The organism is Streptomyces sp. NRRL F-5126 (assembly GCF_000721265.1).
Classification (GTDB): domain Bacteria; phylum Actinomycetota; class Actinomycetes; order Streptomycetales; family Streptomycetaceae; genus Streptomyces.
The window spans coordinates 284,171-301,214 of record NZ_JOFZ01000005.1 but is presented as its reverse complement, the minus strand read 5'-3'; the positions used below and the strand labels follow the sequence as shown (position 1 = coordinate 301,214).

Sequence of the window (17,044 nt, the reverse complement as noted above, 5' to 3'; positions counted from 1 at the left end):
GGCGCCGGCGCCCCGCGCGCACGGGCCGGCCGTCCGCGGCCCGTGCGCGCCGCCTACGGCACAAGACCCGCGAGCCTGTCCTCGATCCGGTCCAGCTGCTCGCGGTACGTGGCGGGCATGCCCCGCGCATCGCGCGCGGCGACCGCCTCCTCCACCGTGGGAGAGGTGAACCGCTCGCCCCGGGCGACGCGTGCGGCCACCGCGTGGTGGGCGTCGCGGAAGGTGCTGCCCCCGACCACCAGGCGTTCCGCGACGTCGGTGGCCACCGTGCGCCCGTCGTCCGCCGCGGCGCGCATCGTCTCCGCGTCGAAGCGAAGCGTCGCGTAGGCCAGGGCGAACACCTCGGCGGACTCGCACACCGCGTCGATCTGCTCGTACGCCTGCGGCCTCGTGTCCTGCAGATCGCGGTTGTAGGACAGCGGGATGCCCTTGTTCAGCGCGAGCAGGCCGGTCAGCCTGCCGATGGCGACGCCCGCGCGCCCGCGTACGAGTTCGGCGACGTCGGGGTTCTTCTTCTGCGGCATCATGCTGGAGCCGGTCGCGACGGAGTCGGCCAGTTCCGCGAAGGCGAACTCCTGCGACGTCCACAGCACCAGTTCCTCGGCCATACGCGACAGGTGCACCATCGTGACCGTGGCCGCGTAGCACAGGTCGAGCAGGAAATCCCGGTCCGAGACCGCGTCGAGGCTGTTCTCGAAGCTCGCCGTCATGCCGAGTTCCCGCGCGCTGAACTCCGGGTCAAGGCCGAGGCTGCTGCCGGCCAGTGCCCCGGCGCCGAGCGGCGAGACGGCGGCGGCCTCGCCCGCGGCGCCGAACCGGGAGATGTCGCGCAGCAGCGCGGTGGCGTGCGCGGCGAGGTGGTGCCCCAGGGTGATCGGCTGCGCCCGTTGCAGGTGTGTGTAGCCGGGGAGTACGAGGTCGCCGTCGCCGCGGGCGCGGTCGACGAGGGTGCGTGCCAGCGCGCCCACCGCGCTTGCCGCCTGGCCCGCCGCGTCCCGTGCCCACAGCCGCGTGGCCACCGCGGTCTGGTCGTTGCGCGAGCGGCCGGCATGCACCCGCTTGCCGAGTTCGCCGAGGCGCTCGACGAGGACACGCTCGATCATGGCGTGGATGTCCTCGTCGCCGTCGGGTGCGAACTCCAGCTCGGCCAGGGCTTCCTGGAGCGCGAGCGCGTCGCGCTCCGCGAGGAGCCCCTGGCGTTCGAGCATCCGCACGTGCACCATCGACGCCTTCAGGTCGTACGGCAGCAGCCGGCGGTCCCTCTCGACGAGGACGCTGAAGTCGAACACCTGGGGATCGAGGCCCTGTTCGAGGCGGCCGCTCCACAACGGCTCGGGGCGCGTGGTCATTCTTGCTCCGTTTCGTAGGGTGTCCGCTCGCCGAGTGCGGCGAGTGTGTGGGCGAGGACCACGGCCGGGCAGATCACCGGCAGGGCACAGGCGCGTGCGGCCTCCTCCTGGTGCTCCCGCCCGAACCCCATGCAGTCCAGCACCAGGAGTGCCGCGCCGGACTCGGCCAGCTCACAGGCGGCGGCGGCCACGGAGGGTCCGTGACCGTACGGGTCGGCCGCGGCGTACAGGGCCCCGGGATCGTGCCGGGCCCACGAGCCGGGGGCGTCGGCGAGGTCGGAGGGCAGGCTCACCACGCCGAGCCGCCGGCCGCGTGCGGCTGCGGCGACGGTGCCGTGCAGGAGCGCCCCCGAGTCGAGGAGCAGCAGTTCCTCACGGCCCGTGTCGGGGAGCGCGCCCGTGCACAGGTAGGCGGCGAGCCGCACCGCGGGCGGCAGCCGGGCCGCGGCGCTGCGCAGCAGCGGCGGCAGCGCGTCGCGCCGGACGACGATCGTGCTGCCGTCGGCGAGCCGCGTCTCGATGCCCGCCGGTCCGGCGGGAACGGCGAGTTCCGCTATCTGTTCGCGTGTGAGGCCGTCCAGCGCGCCCTCGCACACCAGGGGTGTCTCTCCCAGTACCTCGGCGAGGGTCGGCTCCACATCGGGTCGCGGACTCTGGCCGATCGTGAGCAGGCCGACGGGTGTCATGCGCCACCGCCCGTGACGACCCGGCCCTCGATGACCAGCTCGCTGACCGGTGCGTTGCCCATGCTGACGCAGATCTCGTTCGGGTGCGGGCAGTCCACGACGGTGAGGTCGCCGCGCTTGCCGACGTCGATCGAGCCGCGGTCGCGCCCGCGTGCGCAGGCGTAGGCGGCGTTCAGGGTGGTCGCCGTGATCGCCTCTGCCGGCGTCATGCGGAACCAGCTCGTCCCGAGGGCGAGGCTGAGCAGCGTGGACGTCGGGTGCAGGGCGGAGCAGTAGTCCGTGGCCAGCGCGACCGGCACGCCCTGCTCGATGAACAGCCGGGCGTTCGCCTTGCGTTCGTCGAGGTAGAGCTGTTCGGCGACGGGCAGCAGCACGGCGACGGTGGAGGTGGTGCCCATCTCGCGGATCTCGGCGTCCGGGGTGTAGGTGAGGTGGTCGGCGGCGACGGCCCCGCCCGCGACCGCGGTTGCCCAGCCGCGCGAGGCCGAGTTGGCGTCGGCGTGCACACGCGCGGGCAGCCCGGCCTTCCGGGAGGCCGTGAGGAGCGGGGCGGCCAGGTGCGCGCCGAAGACCCCTTCCTCGCACACCAGGTCGTGCAGGTCGGCGAGGCCCTGCTCGACGACGGCGGGCAGCATCCGGGCACGTACGTGTTCGGCGTAGCTGCCGGCATCCGCGGCTTCGGGCGGGACCACGTGCGCGCCGAGGAAGGTCAGCACCAGCGACTGCGGCGTCATCGCCCGTGAGCGGTGCAGGAGTTCGAGTGCGCGCAGTTCCTGGTCGGTGGACTGCCCGTAGCCCGTCTTCACCTCGACGGTCGTCGCGCCGCCGCGCAGCAGTCCGGCGTACGCACGTGCCAGATCGGCGAGCAGCGCGTCGTCCTCGGCCGCGCGGGTGTGCCGCACGGCCGCCCCGATGCCACGTGGCGCCGACGCGTCCCCCACGGGCATGCCGGAGAGTTTCTCGGCGTACTCGCGGTGGCGGTCCCCGGCGAACAGCGGGTGGGTGTGGGACTCGACGAGCCCGGGCAGCACGGTGCGCCCGCGGGCGTCCAGGGTGGGGGCCGGGCCGGCGGTGCGCAGCACCTCCGCGGTCGGTCCCGCGGCCACGATCCGGCCGGCGCGGATGGCGACCGCGCCGTCGGCGAGTATCTCCACCTCGCCCTGCGCCCGCCCGCGCCGGGGACCGCCGTCGTCCCTGACCAGCACGAGGGCCTCGGCTCCGACGACGTTGAGGTCGTGCGCGTTCATTGCCTGCCTTTCAGGTTCAGACCTGGCTCGGACAGGGCGGATCCCCGCAGGTTCCAGGTCTTCAGCAGCTCGGCGTACACGCCGTCCGCGAACAGCTCGCGTGCGGCTGCGAGCACCGCTGCCGTCAGCCGCTTCTTGGGTTTGGAGATCGCTATGGCGTACGGGGCGGGGTTCAGCGGCTTGCCCAGGAGGACGAAGGTGCCCGGCGCCTGCTTCATGACGTAGGCCAGCGTCTCGGGTTCCTGGACCGAGGCCTGCACCCGGCCCTGCTGCAGTTGCAGGCGGGCGCTGGCCGAGGAGTCGACGCCGACGATCCTGATCGGTGATTTCCCGGCCGCCACGCACTTCTCGGCGCTGAACTTCTGGATCGTGCCGTAGTTGTCGGTGCTCTTGCTCAGCGCGATCGACTTCCCGCACAACTGCCTGAGGTCGTCGTGGCGGCTGCCGGCGTCGCGTGCGGTGGTGAACACCTGGGCGCCGGAGCGGAAGTAGTCGATCATGTTGAGGGTCCGCTCCCGGATCGCGGAATCGGACATGCCGGAGATCACCACGTCCACCCGGCCGGTGTTCAGCGAGTTGATCAACTGGTCGAACGGCGAGACCTTCACCTGCAGGCGGACACCGAGCTTCTTCGCCAGCGCCCGGGCGAAGTCCAGGTCGAAGCCGTGCATCTCCTGGGACCCCGGCGGCTTGAACTCCATCGGCGCGAAGATCGGGTTGAGGCCGAGCACCAGACGCCCGCTGCCGCGGATGTCGGCCGGCAGCGCCGCCCGCAGCCGCGGGTCGGTCCGCACGGAGTCGAGCACCTTCTGGTTGGACGGGGGGTGCAGGGCCGCGGTGTCCCGCGGCGCGGCGCATCCGGCCACGGCCATCAGCGCCAGCACTGCCGACAGGATCAGCACGCGCGGCCTGTGCCGCCTGGGTGCGCCCGCCATCACAGCACCTTGGAGAGGAAGGAGCGGCAGCGCTCGCTCCGGGGGTTCTCCAGCACGTCGGCCGGCGGGCCCGATTCGACGATCACACCGGCGTCCATGAACGCGACCGTGTCGGCGACCTCGCGGGCGAATCCCATCTCGTGGGTGACCACGATCATCGTCATCTCGCGTGCGGCGAGCGCCCGCATCACACCGAGCACATCGCCCACCAGCTCCGGGTCGAGTGCGGAGGTCGGCTCGTCGAACAGCAGCACCGAAGGCTCCATGGCCAGTGCTCGCGCGATCGCCACTCTCTGCTGCTGGCCGCCGGAGAGCTGCGAGGGGTAGCTGCCCTCCTTGCCCGCGAGGCCCACCTGGGCGAGCAGCTCGCGGCCGAGCTGCTCGGCGGCCGCCTTCGGGCGCCTGAGCACCTGCACCGGGCCCTCCATCACGTTCTCCAGCGCGTTCATGTGCGGGAACAGGTTGAAGTGCTGGAACACCATGCCCACGCGTGCGCGGAAGGAGGCGACGTCGCGCTCGCCGAGCTGGTGGAGCCTGCCGGCCTTCCTGCGGTAGCCGACGAACTCGCCGTCCACCTCCAGCACACCGCCGTCGATGGATTCCAGCCGGTTGATGCACCGCAGGAACGTGGACTTGCCCGAGCCGGATGGGCCGATCAGGCAGCACACCTCTCCGGCCGGTACCGAGAGGGAGACCCCGTTCAGCACGTCGACGTGGCCGAACCGCTTGCACACCTCGTGTGCGAAGACCAGTGGCCGCTCACTCATTGCCGCCTCCTGCCCGGCGGTTCCCCCGCCGCGTCGAGGTCACCGTCCTCCAGAGTGTTTCCAGCAGCGTCGGGCCGGCGGAGCGCGCGGTGCCGCGGTTGAAGCGCCGCTCGACGAAGTACTGCAGGACGCTGAAGACCGAGACGACGACCAGGTACCAGACCGCCGCGACGATCAGCAGCTCCATCACCTTGCTGTTGATGAAGTAGATCTGCTGCGCGCTGTTGAGCAGCTCGCTGTAGGAGATGGCGCTGGCCAGCGCCGATGTCTTCAGGAGGTTGACGAAGTCGTTGCCGAGCGGCGGGAGGACCACCCGCATCGCCTGCGGCAGCACGATCCGCCGCATGATGGCCATCGGCCGCATCCCGATGGCCATGGCGGCCTCGCGCTGTCCCGGGGCGACGGAGGAGATGCCCGCGCGCACGATCTCGGCGACGTAGGCGCCCTCGTTGACGCCGAGGCCGAGGACTGCGGCCACGAACGACGTGATCAGCGAGACCGTCGGCACGCTCCCGAGACCGGGGAAGCCGATGCGCGGCAGGATGATCGCGAGGTTGAACCACATGAGCAGTTGCAGGTACACCGGGGTGCCGCGGAACAACCACACGTACAGCCAGGAGATGGTCCGCGTCACCGGGTTCTCGGAGAGCCGCATCAGCGCGAAGACGACACCGATCGCCACGCCGAGCACCATCGAGACCACGGATATGAGGACGGTGTTGCCGAGGCCCTTGAGGATGACGCCGACCGTGAGGAAGGAGCGGACCGTTCCCCAGTCGATGGAGCTGCTGCCGAACAGCCAGACGACGTACCCGAGTACCAGGATGGCGATGACGCCGCCGACCCATCGGCCGTAGTGCCGCAGCGGGACCATCTCCGGTTGGCCCCGGAGAGTCGTCTCCGGGGATGTCTGCACCATGGTCTCCCCTTCAGTCGTGCCGAACAGTCGTGCCGAATGGCTGGTCGGCGCCTTGTGCCGGGCGCCGCCTCGACACTCTTCACCACGACCGCCCGTGCCCGCATGCTCGTGGACGAGGAAACGCCGAGGGTGCTGTGCTCGTGTGCGAGCATGCACGGGTGAGCACTGTCGATGAGCTGTTGCGTGGCGTCGGGGCGCGGCGGCTGCGGCTGCGCACCGCCGGGAGCGGCGACCGCGAGATATCCGGGCCCGTCTTCGTCCACGGGGACCCGGTGGTCGTGGAGAACGGGCCCGACGGCAAAGGGAGTTGCCGCGGAGGAATCGCCCTGCTCATCGGAGCGGTGCCGCACGGCCCGGCGGCGCGGGCCGCCGTGGCGGCGCTGACAACGGCCGGAGCCGCGGCGGCGGTGATCCGAACCTCACCGGAGCGCGAGCACGCGTCCGCGGCGCTCACCCGCGACTGCGACGAGGCCGGTGTCGCGCTGCTCGAACTGACCGAGGACGTGCCATGGCTGGAGATCGCCGGGCAGATCAGGGACGTCCTGGCGACGACGGCCGGCACGCCGCGGTGGGGCACGGTGGCGTTGGGAGGCGCCGCCGATCTGTCCGCACTCGCCGACATGATCGCCGCGACGGTCGGCGGCGCGGTGGCGATCGAGGACCAGCACGAGCGCGTGCTCGCCTACTCCAGCCTCGCCGGCCAGCCCACCGACGAGGTACGCAGGTCCTCCATCCTCGGCAGGAAGGTGCCCGACCTGCCCTACAACCCGAACTCCTACGAGCGGTTGCTGCGCTCCTCCTCGGTCGTACGCTTCGCCGGGGTCGCGCCGACCCTGCTGCCCAGGCTGGCCGTCGCGGTCCGGGCCGAGGGCGAACTGCTCGGCTCCCTGTGGGCCATCGACGCGGAGGGCGCGCTCTCAGCGGGCGCGCGGGACGCCCTGCAACGCGCCGCGAACCTCACCGCGGTGCACCTCGTGCGCGCCCGGCAGGCCCGCGACGCCGAACAGCGCCACCGCACCCGGGCCCTGGTGGACATGCTCGGCGGCACGATGAGCCCCCAGGCGTGCCGGGCGCAGCTCGGCGCGGGACCCTCCGCCACGGCTGCCGTCGTCGGCTTCGGCGTCGAGGACCCGGAGTGCTCGCCGCTGTCGGCACCGGCGCGACTCGCCCAGGCGGTGCAGAGCTACTTCGAGGTCCACCACCATTCCGCGCTGTGCGGTGTGGTGGACGACCGGGCGTACGCGGTGCTCGCCGAGCCCCGGCCGGGCGGCGAACTCACCGGCCTGATCAGGTGGACGTCCGCCAACGCGTCGGTGGCACTCGGTGTGGCGGTTCGAGCGGGCATCGGGCACGGCGACGGGGGCTGGACGACGCTGCCGCGGGCGCGCCGGGACGCCGACCGTGCGCTGCGCGCCGTCTCGGCGGATCCGTCGAGCGGACCGGTCGCCACCTGTGCCGACGTGGCCGATCTCGTCGTGCTCCAGGAGCTCGCCGCCGAACCGAACGAGGTGCTGGCCGCGCCCGTACCGGCCGTCGCGGCGATGCTCGACCACGACAGGCGTTTCGGCACGCACTACGCGAGGACGGTGCACGCGGTGCTGGCCCATGGGCCGGGCGGCGGCAGCGCGGCGTCGCTGCTCATGGTGCACCCCACCACGTTGCGCTACCGCCTGCGGCGGGCCGAAGAGCTGTTCGGCCTGGACCTCGACGACCCCGACGCCCGACTCGTCACCTGGCTCCAGTTGCGGCTCCGCGACACGAGCCCGTGACGTCGCGGCCCGCCGGCGGGCGACCGGCGGGCCACTGCCTCAGGCGGCGCCGCCGGGCGCACCCACCTGCGTCCGCGGCGACGGTATCTCCGCCGCCGGTTCCATCACCGCCGGCGCCGTCCCGACGCGTGCGCGCCTGCCGGTGTGGTGGAACAGCAGGTTGAGCAGCACCGCCACGACGCACCCGGTGGAGATGCCGGAGTCCAGGACGATCCTCGCCCGGTCGGGGAAGGCGTGGTAGAAGTCGGGCGCGGCGATGGGTATGAGCCCGACGGCCAGGGAAACGGCGACGATCATCACGTTGTTGTCCTTCACCAGGTTCGCCTTGGTGAGCGTCTGCACGCCGCTCGCCGCCACGGAGCCGAACAGGACGACGCCCGCTCCGCCGAGCACCGGACGCGGTACGACGGCGATCAGCGAAGCGGCCATCGGGCACAGGCCCATCAGCACGAGGAAGCCGCCGCCCACGGCCACGACGAAGCGGCTGCGGATCCTCGTCATCGCGACGAGGCCGATGTTCTGCGCGAAGGCGCTGCACATGAACCCGTTGAACAGCGGGCTCAGCGCCGACCCCAGCGTGTCGGCGCGCAGGCCGGCCGCGATGGTGCGCTCGTCCGCGGGGCGTTCCACGATCTCCCCGAGCGCCAGCATGTCGGCCGTCGACTCGGTCAGGCAGACCAGCATCACGATGCACATGGAGACGATCGGGGCCACCCCGAACTGCGGTGCGCCGAAGTGGAAGGGCGTGGGGAAGCCGACGACATCGGCGTGCACGACAGGACCGAAGTCCGTCGCACCGAACGGGATGGCGACGAGCGTGCCCGCGACCATGCCGAGCAGGACAGCGATCTGCTTGACGAACCCGCTGGTGAAGCGGCGCAGGACGAGGATGATGACGAGTGTGGCCCCGGCCAGGGCGAGGTTCCCGAGGGAGCCGTAGTCCTTGGCGCCCGCGTCGGGCCCCTGCATCCACTCGAAGGCGACGGGCAGCAGCGAGACGCCTATCAGTGTGATCACGGTGCCGGTGACGACCGGCGGGAAGAACCGCACCATGCGGGAGAAGTACGGGGCGGCGATGTAGCCCAGGACTCCCGCGACGATCACGGCGCCGAATATCACCGGGAGCGCGTCGTGTTTGTCCTTCGTCGACGCCACGACCGCGAGCATGGGGGCCACGCCGCCGAAGGTCACCCCGTTCACGAACGGCAGCCTGCAGCCGATCTTCCAGACGCCGAGCGTCTGGAGGAACGTGGCGAGGCCCGCGGTGAACAGGCAGGCGCCGGTGAGGAATGTGAGGTCCTTGGCCGAGAGGCCGATGGCCGCTCCGACGATCAGCGGTGGCGCGACGACTCCCGCGTACATGGCCGCGACGTGCTGGAGGCCGGTGGCCGCCATCCGCAGCGGCGGCAGTCTCTCGTCGACGGGGTGCGGGGCGGCCGGCTCCGCGGGGCCCCCTGTCGGCGCGTCACCTGTGGTGCTCAACCTGCTGAACCCGGGCATCTTTGCCACTGCGGCTCCTCCGTTCGTCCTCCAGCGTCGGCCGTGGCCGCACACTTTCGCTCCAGGGAGGTGGTACGAGAACTACTCGACAAATTCCGCTATTCCGCATTATGAAATTGTTGTTCTGTCATGCGGAATGAATGTAATGTGCGCCGTTGGGGCGGTCAAGGGATCGGGCACCGCCGCGATCAGGACGCACCCCACCACGCGCGACGGCCGGTGGACAATGGCGGAACACGCCGACGAGGAGGCCGCGATGAGCGAGGACGGACAGGCCGGAGCGGGTTGGCCCGGCCGGCGGCCGGTGGTCGGCGTCCTGCACCCCGGCGCGATGGGCGCCGCGCTCGGAGCCGCGCTCAAGGCTCGGGCGGGGGGAGTGCTCTGGGCCGCGGCCGGACGCTCGGACGCCACGGCGAAGCGCGCGGAACTCGCCGACCTCGTCGCCGTCGCGGACATCGCGGCCCTGGCACGCCGCTGCGATCTGATCGTCTCGATCTGCCCGCCTCACGCGGCGTTCGACACGGCGGCGCGGGTGGCGGAAGCTCTGGCGGCCGGCGGAGAGGGCGGCCACCGTCCCCTGTACGTGGACGCCAACGCGGTCTCCCCCGCGACCGTCCGGCGGATCGCCGGCCTGTTCGGTCCCGGGCAGGTGGTGGACGGCGCGGTGATCGGGCCTCCCGCGTGGGAACCGGGGCGGAGCGTGCTGTGGCTCTCGGGACGGCACGCCGAGGCGGTGGCGGCCCTGTTCGACTCCACGCCGTTCGCCGCGAGGACGCTGGGCGCGCAGCCGGGGCGCGCCTCGGCGCTCAAGGCGTGCTTCGCGCTGCAGAGCAAGGCGCTGCCGGCGGTCTGGGCGCTGATGGAGCGCGCCGCTCAGAGCGCCGGGGTGGACGCGGAACTGCGGGCCGAACTGGCGAGGAACGGACTCGACCTGGACGAGCGGCTCTCGGCGTTGTCGGCGAAGGCAGGCGACAGGGCGTGGCGCTGGGCCGGTGAGATGGACGAGGCGGCGGAGGCGATGGCCGGACTCGGAGTGCCGGACGGCTTCTCCCGCGCGGCGGCGGAGGTCTACCGCGCGATGCGGGAGGGGCCGGGGCCCGCGGGGCGGCCGCCGCTCGGCTGAGGCACGGTCTCAGCCGCTCGCCGGGACACGGCGGCCGCCGAACGGGGGCCCGCTTTCCCGCCCGGCGCCGCGTCAGGCCCTGCGGGCGCGCCCGCGGCACGTGCGCGGGGCCGCGTCCCCGCGTGTCAGACCGTGGTGGGCACGGGCTCCTCGGCCGCCTGGCGCGCCGGCTCCTGGCGGGCGATGCCGAATCCGGTGTAGCCGCAGATCACGGCGATGATCACGCCGAAGTAGTTCAGGAACGCGTAGGGCGCGTACGCCATGGTCGCGACGCCGAGGGTCGTGGACATGTAGGTGGCGGCCTCGGTCCACGGCACGAGCGGCACGAAGACGGTGCCGGAGTCCTCCAGGGTGCGCGACAGGTTCTTCGGCGCGAGTCCGCGCTGCGGGTAGACGTCCTTGAACGCCTGTCCCGGCACGATGATCGTCAGGTACGAGACGCCCATCGCGAACGCCGCGCCCACCGAACTCATCGAGGTGGCGAGGATGATCCCGCCCGTCCTGCGTACCTTGCCGAGCAGCCGGCGCATCAGGACGTCCAGGCAGCCGGTCTCGGTCAGGATGCCCGCGAACGCGAACCCGGCGAGGCCGATCAGCACGGTCGACACCATGGACGACATGCCGCCGCGGTTGAGCAGCGTGCCCACCGCCGCGGGCAGGTGGTGGGGGTCGACGCCGCCGTGACCGCCCAGCATGGAGGTGGTGAAACCGGTCGAGGCCGAGGCGGAGACCTGCTGGAGCGAGAAGCCCTGGACGGCGGCGCCCAGGATCCCGGCCACCGCGGACGAGGCGATGATGACCGGCAGCGGCGGCTTCTTCATGAGCGCTCCCGCGAGCACCACAGCGGGCGGCAGCAGGAGCAGCAGGTTGAAGTGGAACCCCTGCTCCAGCACGGCGTGCAGCGCGTCGGTGCGCTGGGCGGCGTGCGCGTCCGCGTGCTGGGTGCGGCCCAGCACCAGGTAGAGGACGCCGGCGAGCACCGCGGCCGGTCCTGTCGTGTAGAGGAGGTGCCTGATGTGCTCGAAGAGCGTCGAACCGGCCACGGCGGGCGCCAGGTTGGTGGTGTCCGACATCGGGGACATCTTGTCGCCGAAGTAGGCCCCGGAGACGATGGCGCCCGCGGTCATCGGCAGGGAGACCCCCAGCCCGTCGGCCACGCCGATCAGGGCGACGCCGACGGTGCCGACCGAGCCCCAGGATGTGCCCGTCACCGTCGAGACGACCATGGTGATCAGGAACGCGAGCACCACGATCCACGACGGCTCGATGACCTTGAGGCCCCAGTCGACGATCATGGGGATCGTGCCGCTCAGCGTCCAGGTGCCGATGAGCATGCCGATGGAGATGAGGATCAGCAGCGCGGGCATCGCGGCGTCGATCTTCTCCCGGATGCCCCCGAGCATCTCGTCCCAGGTGACGCCGAGCCGCCAGGCGATCACACCGGCGACGACGCAGGCCGCCACCAGCAGGACCACGGGGTCGAGGCCGAGCCAGACAGTCCCCGCGATCATGAGGGTCAGCATCAGCACCACGGGCAGCGCGGCGACGAGCAGTCCTGGCGTGCGGCGCTCGCGCGGGGGCGCCGCCGCGGTGGAGGGGTCGGTCATGCGGGTTCTCCAGTGGCCCGGCGGGACGGGCGGGGTCGGCGGACGAAGGAAGACACGTCCGCGGGTGGCGGCGGCCGCGGGCCGTGGGCCTGGGCCGTGTACGGGGGTCTGCGCGCGGGTCGCGCGGCCGCGCCGTGGGCACGATGACCGCGGCCGGCGGGGTGGGCGTCCCCGGCAGGGATCAGCCTGCGGTCAGGGAGGCCGTCATGTGGGCCAGCACCCGTCCGAGATGGAGGCGCATGAGCGCGGTGGCCCGATCGCCGTCGCCGTCCGCGACAGCGGCGGTGATCTCCTCGTGGTCGTCGAGGGAGTCGGCGGTGTGCGCCGCCGGGACCTCCAGCGGGCTGCGCAGCAGGATGATCTGCTGCTGCACCCGCCACAGCTGTTCCGCGACGCGGGGGCTGCGTGCCGTGTCCGTCAGGGTCCGGTGGAAGTCCAGGTCAAGACGGTGCACGAAGCGTCTGCCGCCCTGGATGGTCTTGCGTGCCCGTGCGCAGGCCGAGCGCAGGGCGGCGACGTCCTTGTCGTCGCGCCGCTCGGCGGCGAGCCGGGCGGACGCCGTCTCCAGCGCGGTGCGTAGTTCGAACAGGGCCCGCACGTCGTCCGGCCCCGCCGCGAACACGGTGGCTCCACGGTTGGGGTTGTGCACGAGCAGGCCCTCGCTGACGAGTTGCCGCACGGCCTCGCGCAGGGGTCCCCGGCTGGTTCCGAGCTCCCGGGCGAGCACCACCTCGTTGATCCGTGTCCCCGGTCGCAGATGGCCGCCGAGCAGGCGTTCACGCAACACCTCGGCGATCTGGACGGCGAGGCCGCGCTGCAGGGTTCCGCTCATGTGACGACGCCTCCTCCGATCGTGCAAAGTGTTGACAGTCGCCAGTTGACAGGGGCGTTTCCGCAGCTGTCAAGGGCCTGCCGCGAAATCACCCCCGCACTCGACAGCTTCCGCGCCAAGTGATAACTGTCAACAGTTGACTCGCGTACTGGAAGGCGGACGTACTGATGCACAGCGTGGTGGCCGAGGTCTGGCGTGGGGACTTCCTGGAGTCCGTGCACCACGGGACGGTCCTCGCGACCGGCCCGGACGGTTCCGAGATCCTGCGCATCGGGGACGTCGACGCCCCGATGTACCCGCGCTCCTCCAACAAGCCCCTCCAGGCGCTCGGCATGCTCCGCGCCGGGCTCGGCCTGGACGGCGAGCTGCTGGCGCTCGGGTGCGCGAGCCACTCGGGTGAGGACATACACCTGGACGGCGTGCGGGCGATCCTCGCGTCGGCCGGCCTCGGCACGGACGCCCTGCGCTGCACGGCGGCCCTGCCGATCGGCGAGGGTGCGCTGCGCGCGTACCTCGCGGGCGGCGGGCAGCCGTCCCCGCTGACGATGAACTGCTCGGGCAAGCACGCCGCGATGCTGGCGACATGCGTCGCGAACGGGTGGGACACGGACACGTACCTCGACCCGCACCACCCGCTCCAGGACGGCCTGCGCGAGACGCTGGAGGACATGGCGGGCGAGAAGGTCGCGTCCACGGGCGTCGACGGCTGCGGCGCGCCCCTGTTCGCCATCAGCCTGCGCGGCCTGGCCCGTGCCTTCGGCCGCATGGCGTCGGCGCCCGAGGGCAGCCTCGAACACCGCGTGGCCCGCGCGATGAACACCCACCCGCGCTACGTCGGCGGCACGGGCCGTGACGTCACCCGGCTCATGGGCGCACTGCCGGGCGCGATCGCCAAGGACGGGGCCGAGGGCGTGTACGCGCTGGGCCTGCCGGACGGTTCGGCGGTATCGCTCAAGATCGCGGACGGCTCGCAGCGGTCGCGCCCCGTGGTGATGGTCGCGGCGCTGCGCCGCCTCGGGGTGGACGTGGAGGGCGACGAGACGCTCAGCGCGCTCGCCACCGCGCCGGTGCTCGGCCACGGCGAGGTGGTCGGCGCCGTCCGCCCCACGTTCTGACGCGGGCGGCGCACCGATCGCCACGATCGCGTCCCCCGATCGTGGCGATCGGGTTGCATGCCGGCACGGGCGGCATGAGGATTGTCCTTCTGTGAGCCAACATTTCGACGTCCTCGTCCTCGGCGCCGGCCCCGGCGGCTACACCGCCGCCGTGCGCGCCACGCAACTCGGCCTGACCACCGCGGTGGTGGAGGAGCGCTACTGGGGCGGCGTCTGCCTCAACGTCGGCTGCATCCCGTCCAAGGCCCTGCTGCACAACGCCGACATGGTGCGGTTCGTCGCCAATGAGGCCGCCGCCTACGGCATCGGCGTCGGCGGCGACGTCTCGGCCGACTACGGTCCCGCCTACGCGCGCAGCCGCAAGGTCGCCGACGGCCGGGTGCGCGGCGTGCACTACCTGATGAAGAAGAACTCCATCACCCAGTTCGACGGCCGCGGCTCCTTCACCGACGACCACACGGTGACGGTGGCGCTCACCGACGGCGGCACCGAGACGGTGACGTTCGGCCACTGCATCATCGCGGCCGGCGCCACCCCCCGGCTGCTGCCCGGCACGTCGCTGTCGGACCGCGTGGTCACCTACGAGAGCCAGATCCTCAGCGAGACGCTGCCGGGGAGCATCGTCATCGCGGGCGCCGGCGCGATCGGCGTGGAGTTCGCCTACGTGCTGCGCAGCTACGGCGTGGACGTGACCATCGTCGAGTTCCTCGACCGCATGGTGCCGCTGGAGGACGAGGAGGTCTCGAAGGAGCTGGCGAAGCAGTACCGCAAGCTCGGCATCGAGGTCCTCACCGGCACGGCGGTCGAGTCCATCGACGACTCGGGCGCGCGCGTACGCGTCACCGTCGGCAAGGGCGGCGAGCGCAGGACGCTGGAGACGGACAAGGTGCTCCAGGCCATCGGCTTCGCCCCGAACGTCCGGGGCTACGGCCTGGAGGCGGCCGGGGTGCGCCTCACCGAGCGCGGCGCCATCGACGTCGACGGGCGCTGCCGCACGAGCGTGCCGCACATCTTCGCGATCGGCGACGTGACGGCCAAGCTGATGCTGGCGCACGCCGCGGAGGCGATGGGCATCGTGGCGGCGGAGACGATCGCGGACGCGGAGACGATGGAGCTCGACTACGTCATGATCCCGCGTGCCACGTACTGCCATCCGCAGATCGCCAGCTTCGGCTGGACGGAGGCGCAGGCGCGCGAGCGCGGATTCGACGTCCGGGTGGCGAAGTTCCCCTTCACCGCGAACGGCAAGGCGCACGGACTCGGCGACCCGGTCGGCTTCGTCAAGATCATCAGCGACGGCCGGTACGGCGAACTGCTCGGCGCCCACCTCATCGGGCCCGAGGTCACCGAACTGCTCCCCGAACTGACGCTCGCCCAGCAGTGGGACCTGACGGTGCACGAGGTCGCGCGCAACGTGCACGCGCACCCCACGCTCGGCGAGGCGGTCAAGGAGGCCGTCCACGGCCTGGCCGGCCACATGATCAACATGTAGCGCCGAGCGCCGGCCGTAGGCCGGTCACAAACCCGGTGCGCCCCACACGGGGAACCAGCGGGCCAGGTCGGGCTCGACCCGCAGGTCATTGCCGAGCAGGGCACGGACCTGGAGTTCGCGCTGGTTGTCCCGCTTGTCGGTGGCGCCGGGAACGGGGGCAAATGGGTAGAAACTACCTCGTTTGTAGAGGTACACGAGCGCGAGCGGCCGCTCGTCGGCGTCGCGGAAGCCGACAAGGGAGCAGAGCAGCTGCGGGCCGAACCCGCCCTCCTGCAGCAGGGTGTTGACCGCGTGCAGGTCGTTGACCAGGGCAGCCGTGTCATCGGGCGGCCGACGCGCGAGCAGCCAGGTGTAGCCGTACGAGTCCTGGCTGAACTCCACGGGGTGGCGCCCCCGGCCGGCGTCGGTGCCGGAGTCGGCGGAGGCGGAGTCGGCGTACGCGTTCAGCAGGTCCTCGACGTCCTGCTTGATCCTCGCGAAGCCGCCGCCCTCGACGGCCGCGAAGCACACCGAGCCCAGGCCCGTGGGCGTGTAGCCGGCCCCCGCCTTGAGGGTCAGCGCGGCGGACGGGACGGCGAAGAGCTGGTCGAGGTCGGGGCGGACGGGTTTGCTCCGGCCGAGGATGGTGTCGAGGAGGCCCACTCAGGCCACCCCCTCCCTGTGAGGATGTCGTCGGCGGACTCCAGGCAGGGCCTAAGGCCCTGTCCGTACGCGATCACGGGCGGCCGAGTTCGACGGAGATGCGGGCGAGCTGCTCGAGCCGCTGTTCCAGCGTCGGGTGCGAGGAGAACAGCCGGCCGATGCTCTGCTTCGACGAGAACGCGGGTACGAAGTAGAAGGCGTTGTACGGCTCGGCCCTGCGCAGGTCCTCCGTCGGGATCCGCGCCATCTGGCCGCTCACCTTCGTCAGCGCGGAGGCGAGCGCCGAGGGGCGGCCTGTCAGCTGCGCGGCCGTGCGGTCGGCGGAGAGCTCGCGGTAGCGCGAGAGCAGCCGCGTCAGCAGGAAGCCGATCACGTAGACCACGGCGCTGACCACGGGGACCAGCAGGATCGCGAGCCCGGCGGGGCCCGCGTTGCGCGCGCTCCTCGACAGCCCGCTGTAGAGCGCGATCCTGGTGATCACGCCCGCCAGCACTCCGAGGAACGAGGCGATCGTCATCACGGCGACGTCGCGGTGTGCGACGTGCGACATCTCGTGCGCGAGTACGCCCTCCAGCTCCTCGGGCTCCAGCCTGCGCAGCATGCCCGTGGTGACGCAGACCAGGGCGGTGCGCTCGCTCCTGCCGGTGGCGAACGCGTTCGGAATGTCGCTGCGTGCGATGGCGACCTTGGGCTTGGGCATGTCGGCGAGCGCACAGATCCGGTCGACAGCGCCGTGCAGTGCGGGTGCCTGTTCCTGGGTGACCTCGTGCGCGCCCATGCCGAAGGCGGCGATCTTGTCGCTGAACCAGAACTGCACGACGAAGAGCACCCCGGCGAGTACCAGGATGATCGGCCAGAACTTGCCCAGCGCGACAAGCAGCACGCCCACCAGCACGACGTAGAGCAGGCCGATCAGGAACATGGAGGTCACCATGCGGGTGGTCAGTCCGCGGTCCTGCTTGTAGCGGGTCTGTGTCATCGAACGCCTCCGTCGTTTCACGCTCCCGCCTACATCTTGCTCCTTTCCCCGTCCGAACGTGATAAGCGGGGGATATGAATAA

The 17,044-nt window shown here is 71.8% G+C and carries 15 protein-coding genes; 4 read left to right on the top strand and 11 right to left on the bottom strand.

The window, feature by feature from the left end:
* Positions 1-53 precede the first annotated feature (53 nt).
* From argH to IH48_RS0112490, 6 genes are read right to left on the bottom strand one after another with little or no spacing between them, the layout of a single operon-like run.
* Complete coding sequence (gene argH, locus IH48_RS0112515; protein ID WP_037841739.1) at positions 54-1,349, bottom strand: argininosuccinate lyase; 1,296 nt, start codon at positions 1,347-1,349, stop codon at positions 54-56.
* The gene (locus IH48_RS34335) at positions 1,346-2,035 is read right to left on the bottom strand and encodes an AroM family protein (protein ID WP_051839642.1); all 690 of its coding nucleotides are present in this window, start codon (positions 2,033-2,035) and stop codon (positions 1,346-1,348) included. Before IH48_RS34335 ends, argH begins: the two co-directional genes overlap by 4 nt.
* The gene (gene hutI, locus IH48_RS0112505) at positions 2,032-3,282 is read right to left on the bottom strand and encodes an imidazolonepropionase (RefSeq protein WP_030903000.1); all 1,251 of its coding nucleotides are present in this window, start codon (positions 3,280-3,282) and stop codon (positions 2,032-2,034) included. Before hutI ends, IH48_RS34335 begins: the two co-directional genes overlap by 4 nt.
* Complete coding sequence (locus IH48_RS0112500) at positions 3,279-4,217, bottom strand: ABC transporter substrate-binding protein (protein ID WP_051839640.1); 939 nt, start codon at positions 4,215-4,217, stop codon at positions 3,279-3,281. The genes hutI and IH48_RS0112500 overlap by 4 nt, the downstream gene beginning before the upstream one ends.
* On the bottom strand, positions 4,217-4,984 hold the full coding sequence (locus tag IH48_RS0112495) for an amino acid ABC transporter ATP-binding protein (RefSeq protein ID WP_030902996.1): 768 nt from the start codon (positions 4,982-4,984) through the stop codon (positions 4,217-4,219). Before IH48_RS0112495 ends, IH48_RS0112500 begins: the two co-directional genes overlap by 1 nt.
* On the bottom strand, positions 4,977-5,903 hold the full coding sequence (locus tag IH48_RS0112490) for an amino acid ABC transporter permease (RefSeq protein ID WP_030902993.1): 927 nt from the start codon (positions 5,901-5,903) through the stop codon (positions 4,977-4,979). The genes IH48_RS0112495 and IH48_RS0112490 overlap by 8 nt, the downstream gene beginning before the upstream one ends.
* 158 nt (positions 5,904-6,061) lie before the next feature.
* On the opposite strand from IH48_RS0112490, the gene IH48_RS0112485 reads away from it, so the two are divergent.
* Positions 6,062-7,672, top strand: a complete 1,611-nt coding sequence (locus IH48_RS0112485) for a PucR family transcriptional regulator (RefSeq protein WP_158710281.1) — start codon at positions 6,062-6,064, stop codon at positions 7,670-7,672.
* A gap of 39 nt (positions 7,673-7,711) precedes the next feature.
* Here the strand turns inward: IH48_RS0112485 and IH48_RS0112480 are convergent, their stop codons facing one another.
* Positions 7,712-9,172, bottom strand: a complete 1,461-nt coding sequence (locus tag IH48_RS0112480) for a nucleobase:cation symporter-2 family protein (RefSeq protein ID WP_051839636.1) — start codon at positions 9,170-9,172, stop codon at positions 7,712-7,714.
* A gap of 256 nt (positions 9,173-9,428) precedes the next feature.
* On the opposite strand from IH48_RS0112480, the gene IH48_RS0112475 reads away from it, so the two are divergent.
* Entirely contained in the window at positions 9,429-10,295 is an 867-nt protein-coding gene (locus tag IH48_RS0112475) for a DUF1932 domain-containing protein (protein ID WP_051839673.1), read from the top strand.
* A 125-nt stretch (positions 10,296-10,420) separates the two neighbouring features.
* Here the strand turns inward: IH48_RS0112475 and nhaC are convergent, their stop codons facing one another.
* Positions 10,421-11,902: a Na+/H+ antiporter NhaC gene (gene nhaC / locus IH48_RS0112470; RefSeq protein ID WP_030902984.1), complete on the bottom strand. Its 1,482-nt coding sequence runs from the start codon at positions 11,900-11,902 to the stop codon at positions 10,421-10,423.
* Between the two features lie 181 nt (positions 11,903-12,083).
* The gene (locus IH48_RS0112465; protein ID WP_030902982.1) at positions 12,084-12,734 is read right to left on the bottom strand and encodes a GntR family transcriptional regulator; all 651 of its coding nucleotides are present in this window, start codon (positions 12,732-12,734) and stop codon (positions 12,084-12,086) included.
* Positions 12,735-12,901: 167 nt separating this feature from the next.
* Between IH48_RS0112465 and IH48_RS0112460 the strand changes: the two genes are divergently transcribed.
* Complete coding sequence (locus tag IH48_RS0112460) at positions 12,902-13,849, top strand: asparaginase (protein WP_037841736.1); 948 nt, start codon at positions 12,902-12,904, stop codon at positions 13,847-13,849.
* A gap of 91 nt (positions 13,850-13,940) precedes the next feature.
* A complete protein-coding gene (lpdA, locus tag IH48_RS0112455; protein WP_030902976.1) occupies positions 13,941-15,341 on the top strand; it encodes a dihydrolipoyl dehydrogenase in 1,401 nt (466 codons plus the stop codon).
* 24 nt (positions 15,342-15,365) lie between these two features.
* On the opposite strand, the gene pspAB is transcribed toward lpdA, so the two are convergent.
* Positions 15,366-15,983: a PspA-associated protein PspAB gene (gene pspAB, locus IH48_RS0112450; protein WP_030902973.1), complete on the bottom strand. Its 618-nt coding sequence runs from the start codon at positions 15,981-15,983 to the stop codon at positions 15,366-15,368.
* Between the two features lie 73 nt (positions 15,984-16,056).
* Positions 16,057-16,962 (bottom strand): zinc metalloprotease HtpX, encoded by a 906-nt coding sequence (htpX, locus tag IH48_RS0112445; protein WP_030902970.1) that lies wholly within the window; start codon positions 16,960-16,962, stop codon positions 16,057-16,059.
* Positions 16,963-17,044: the final 82 nt, after the last annotated feature.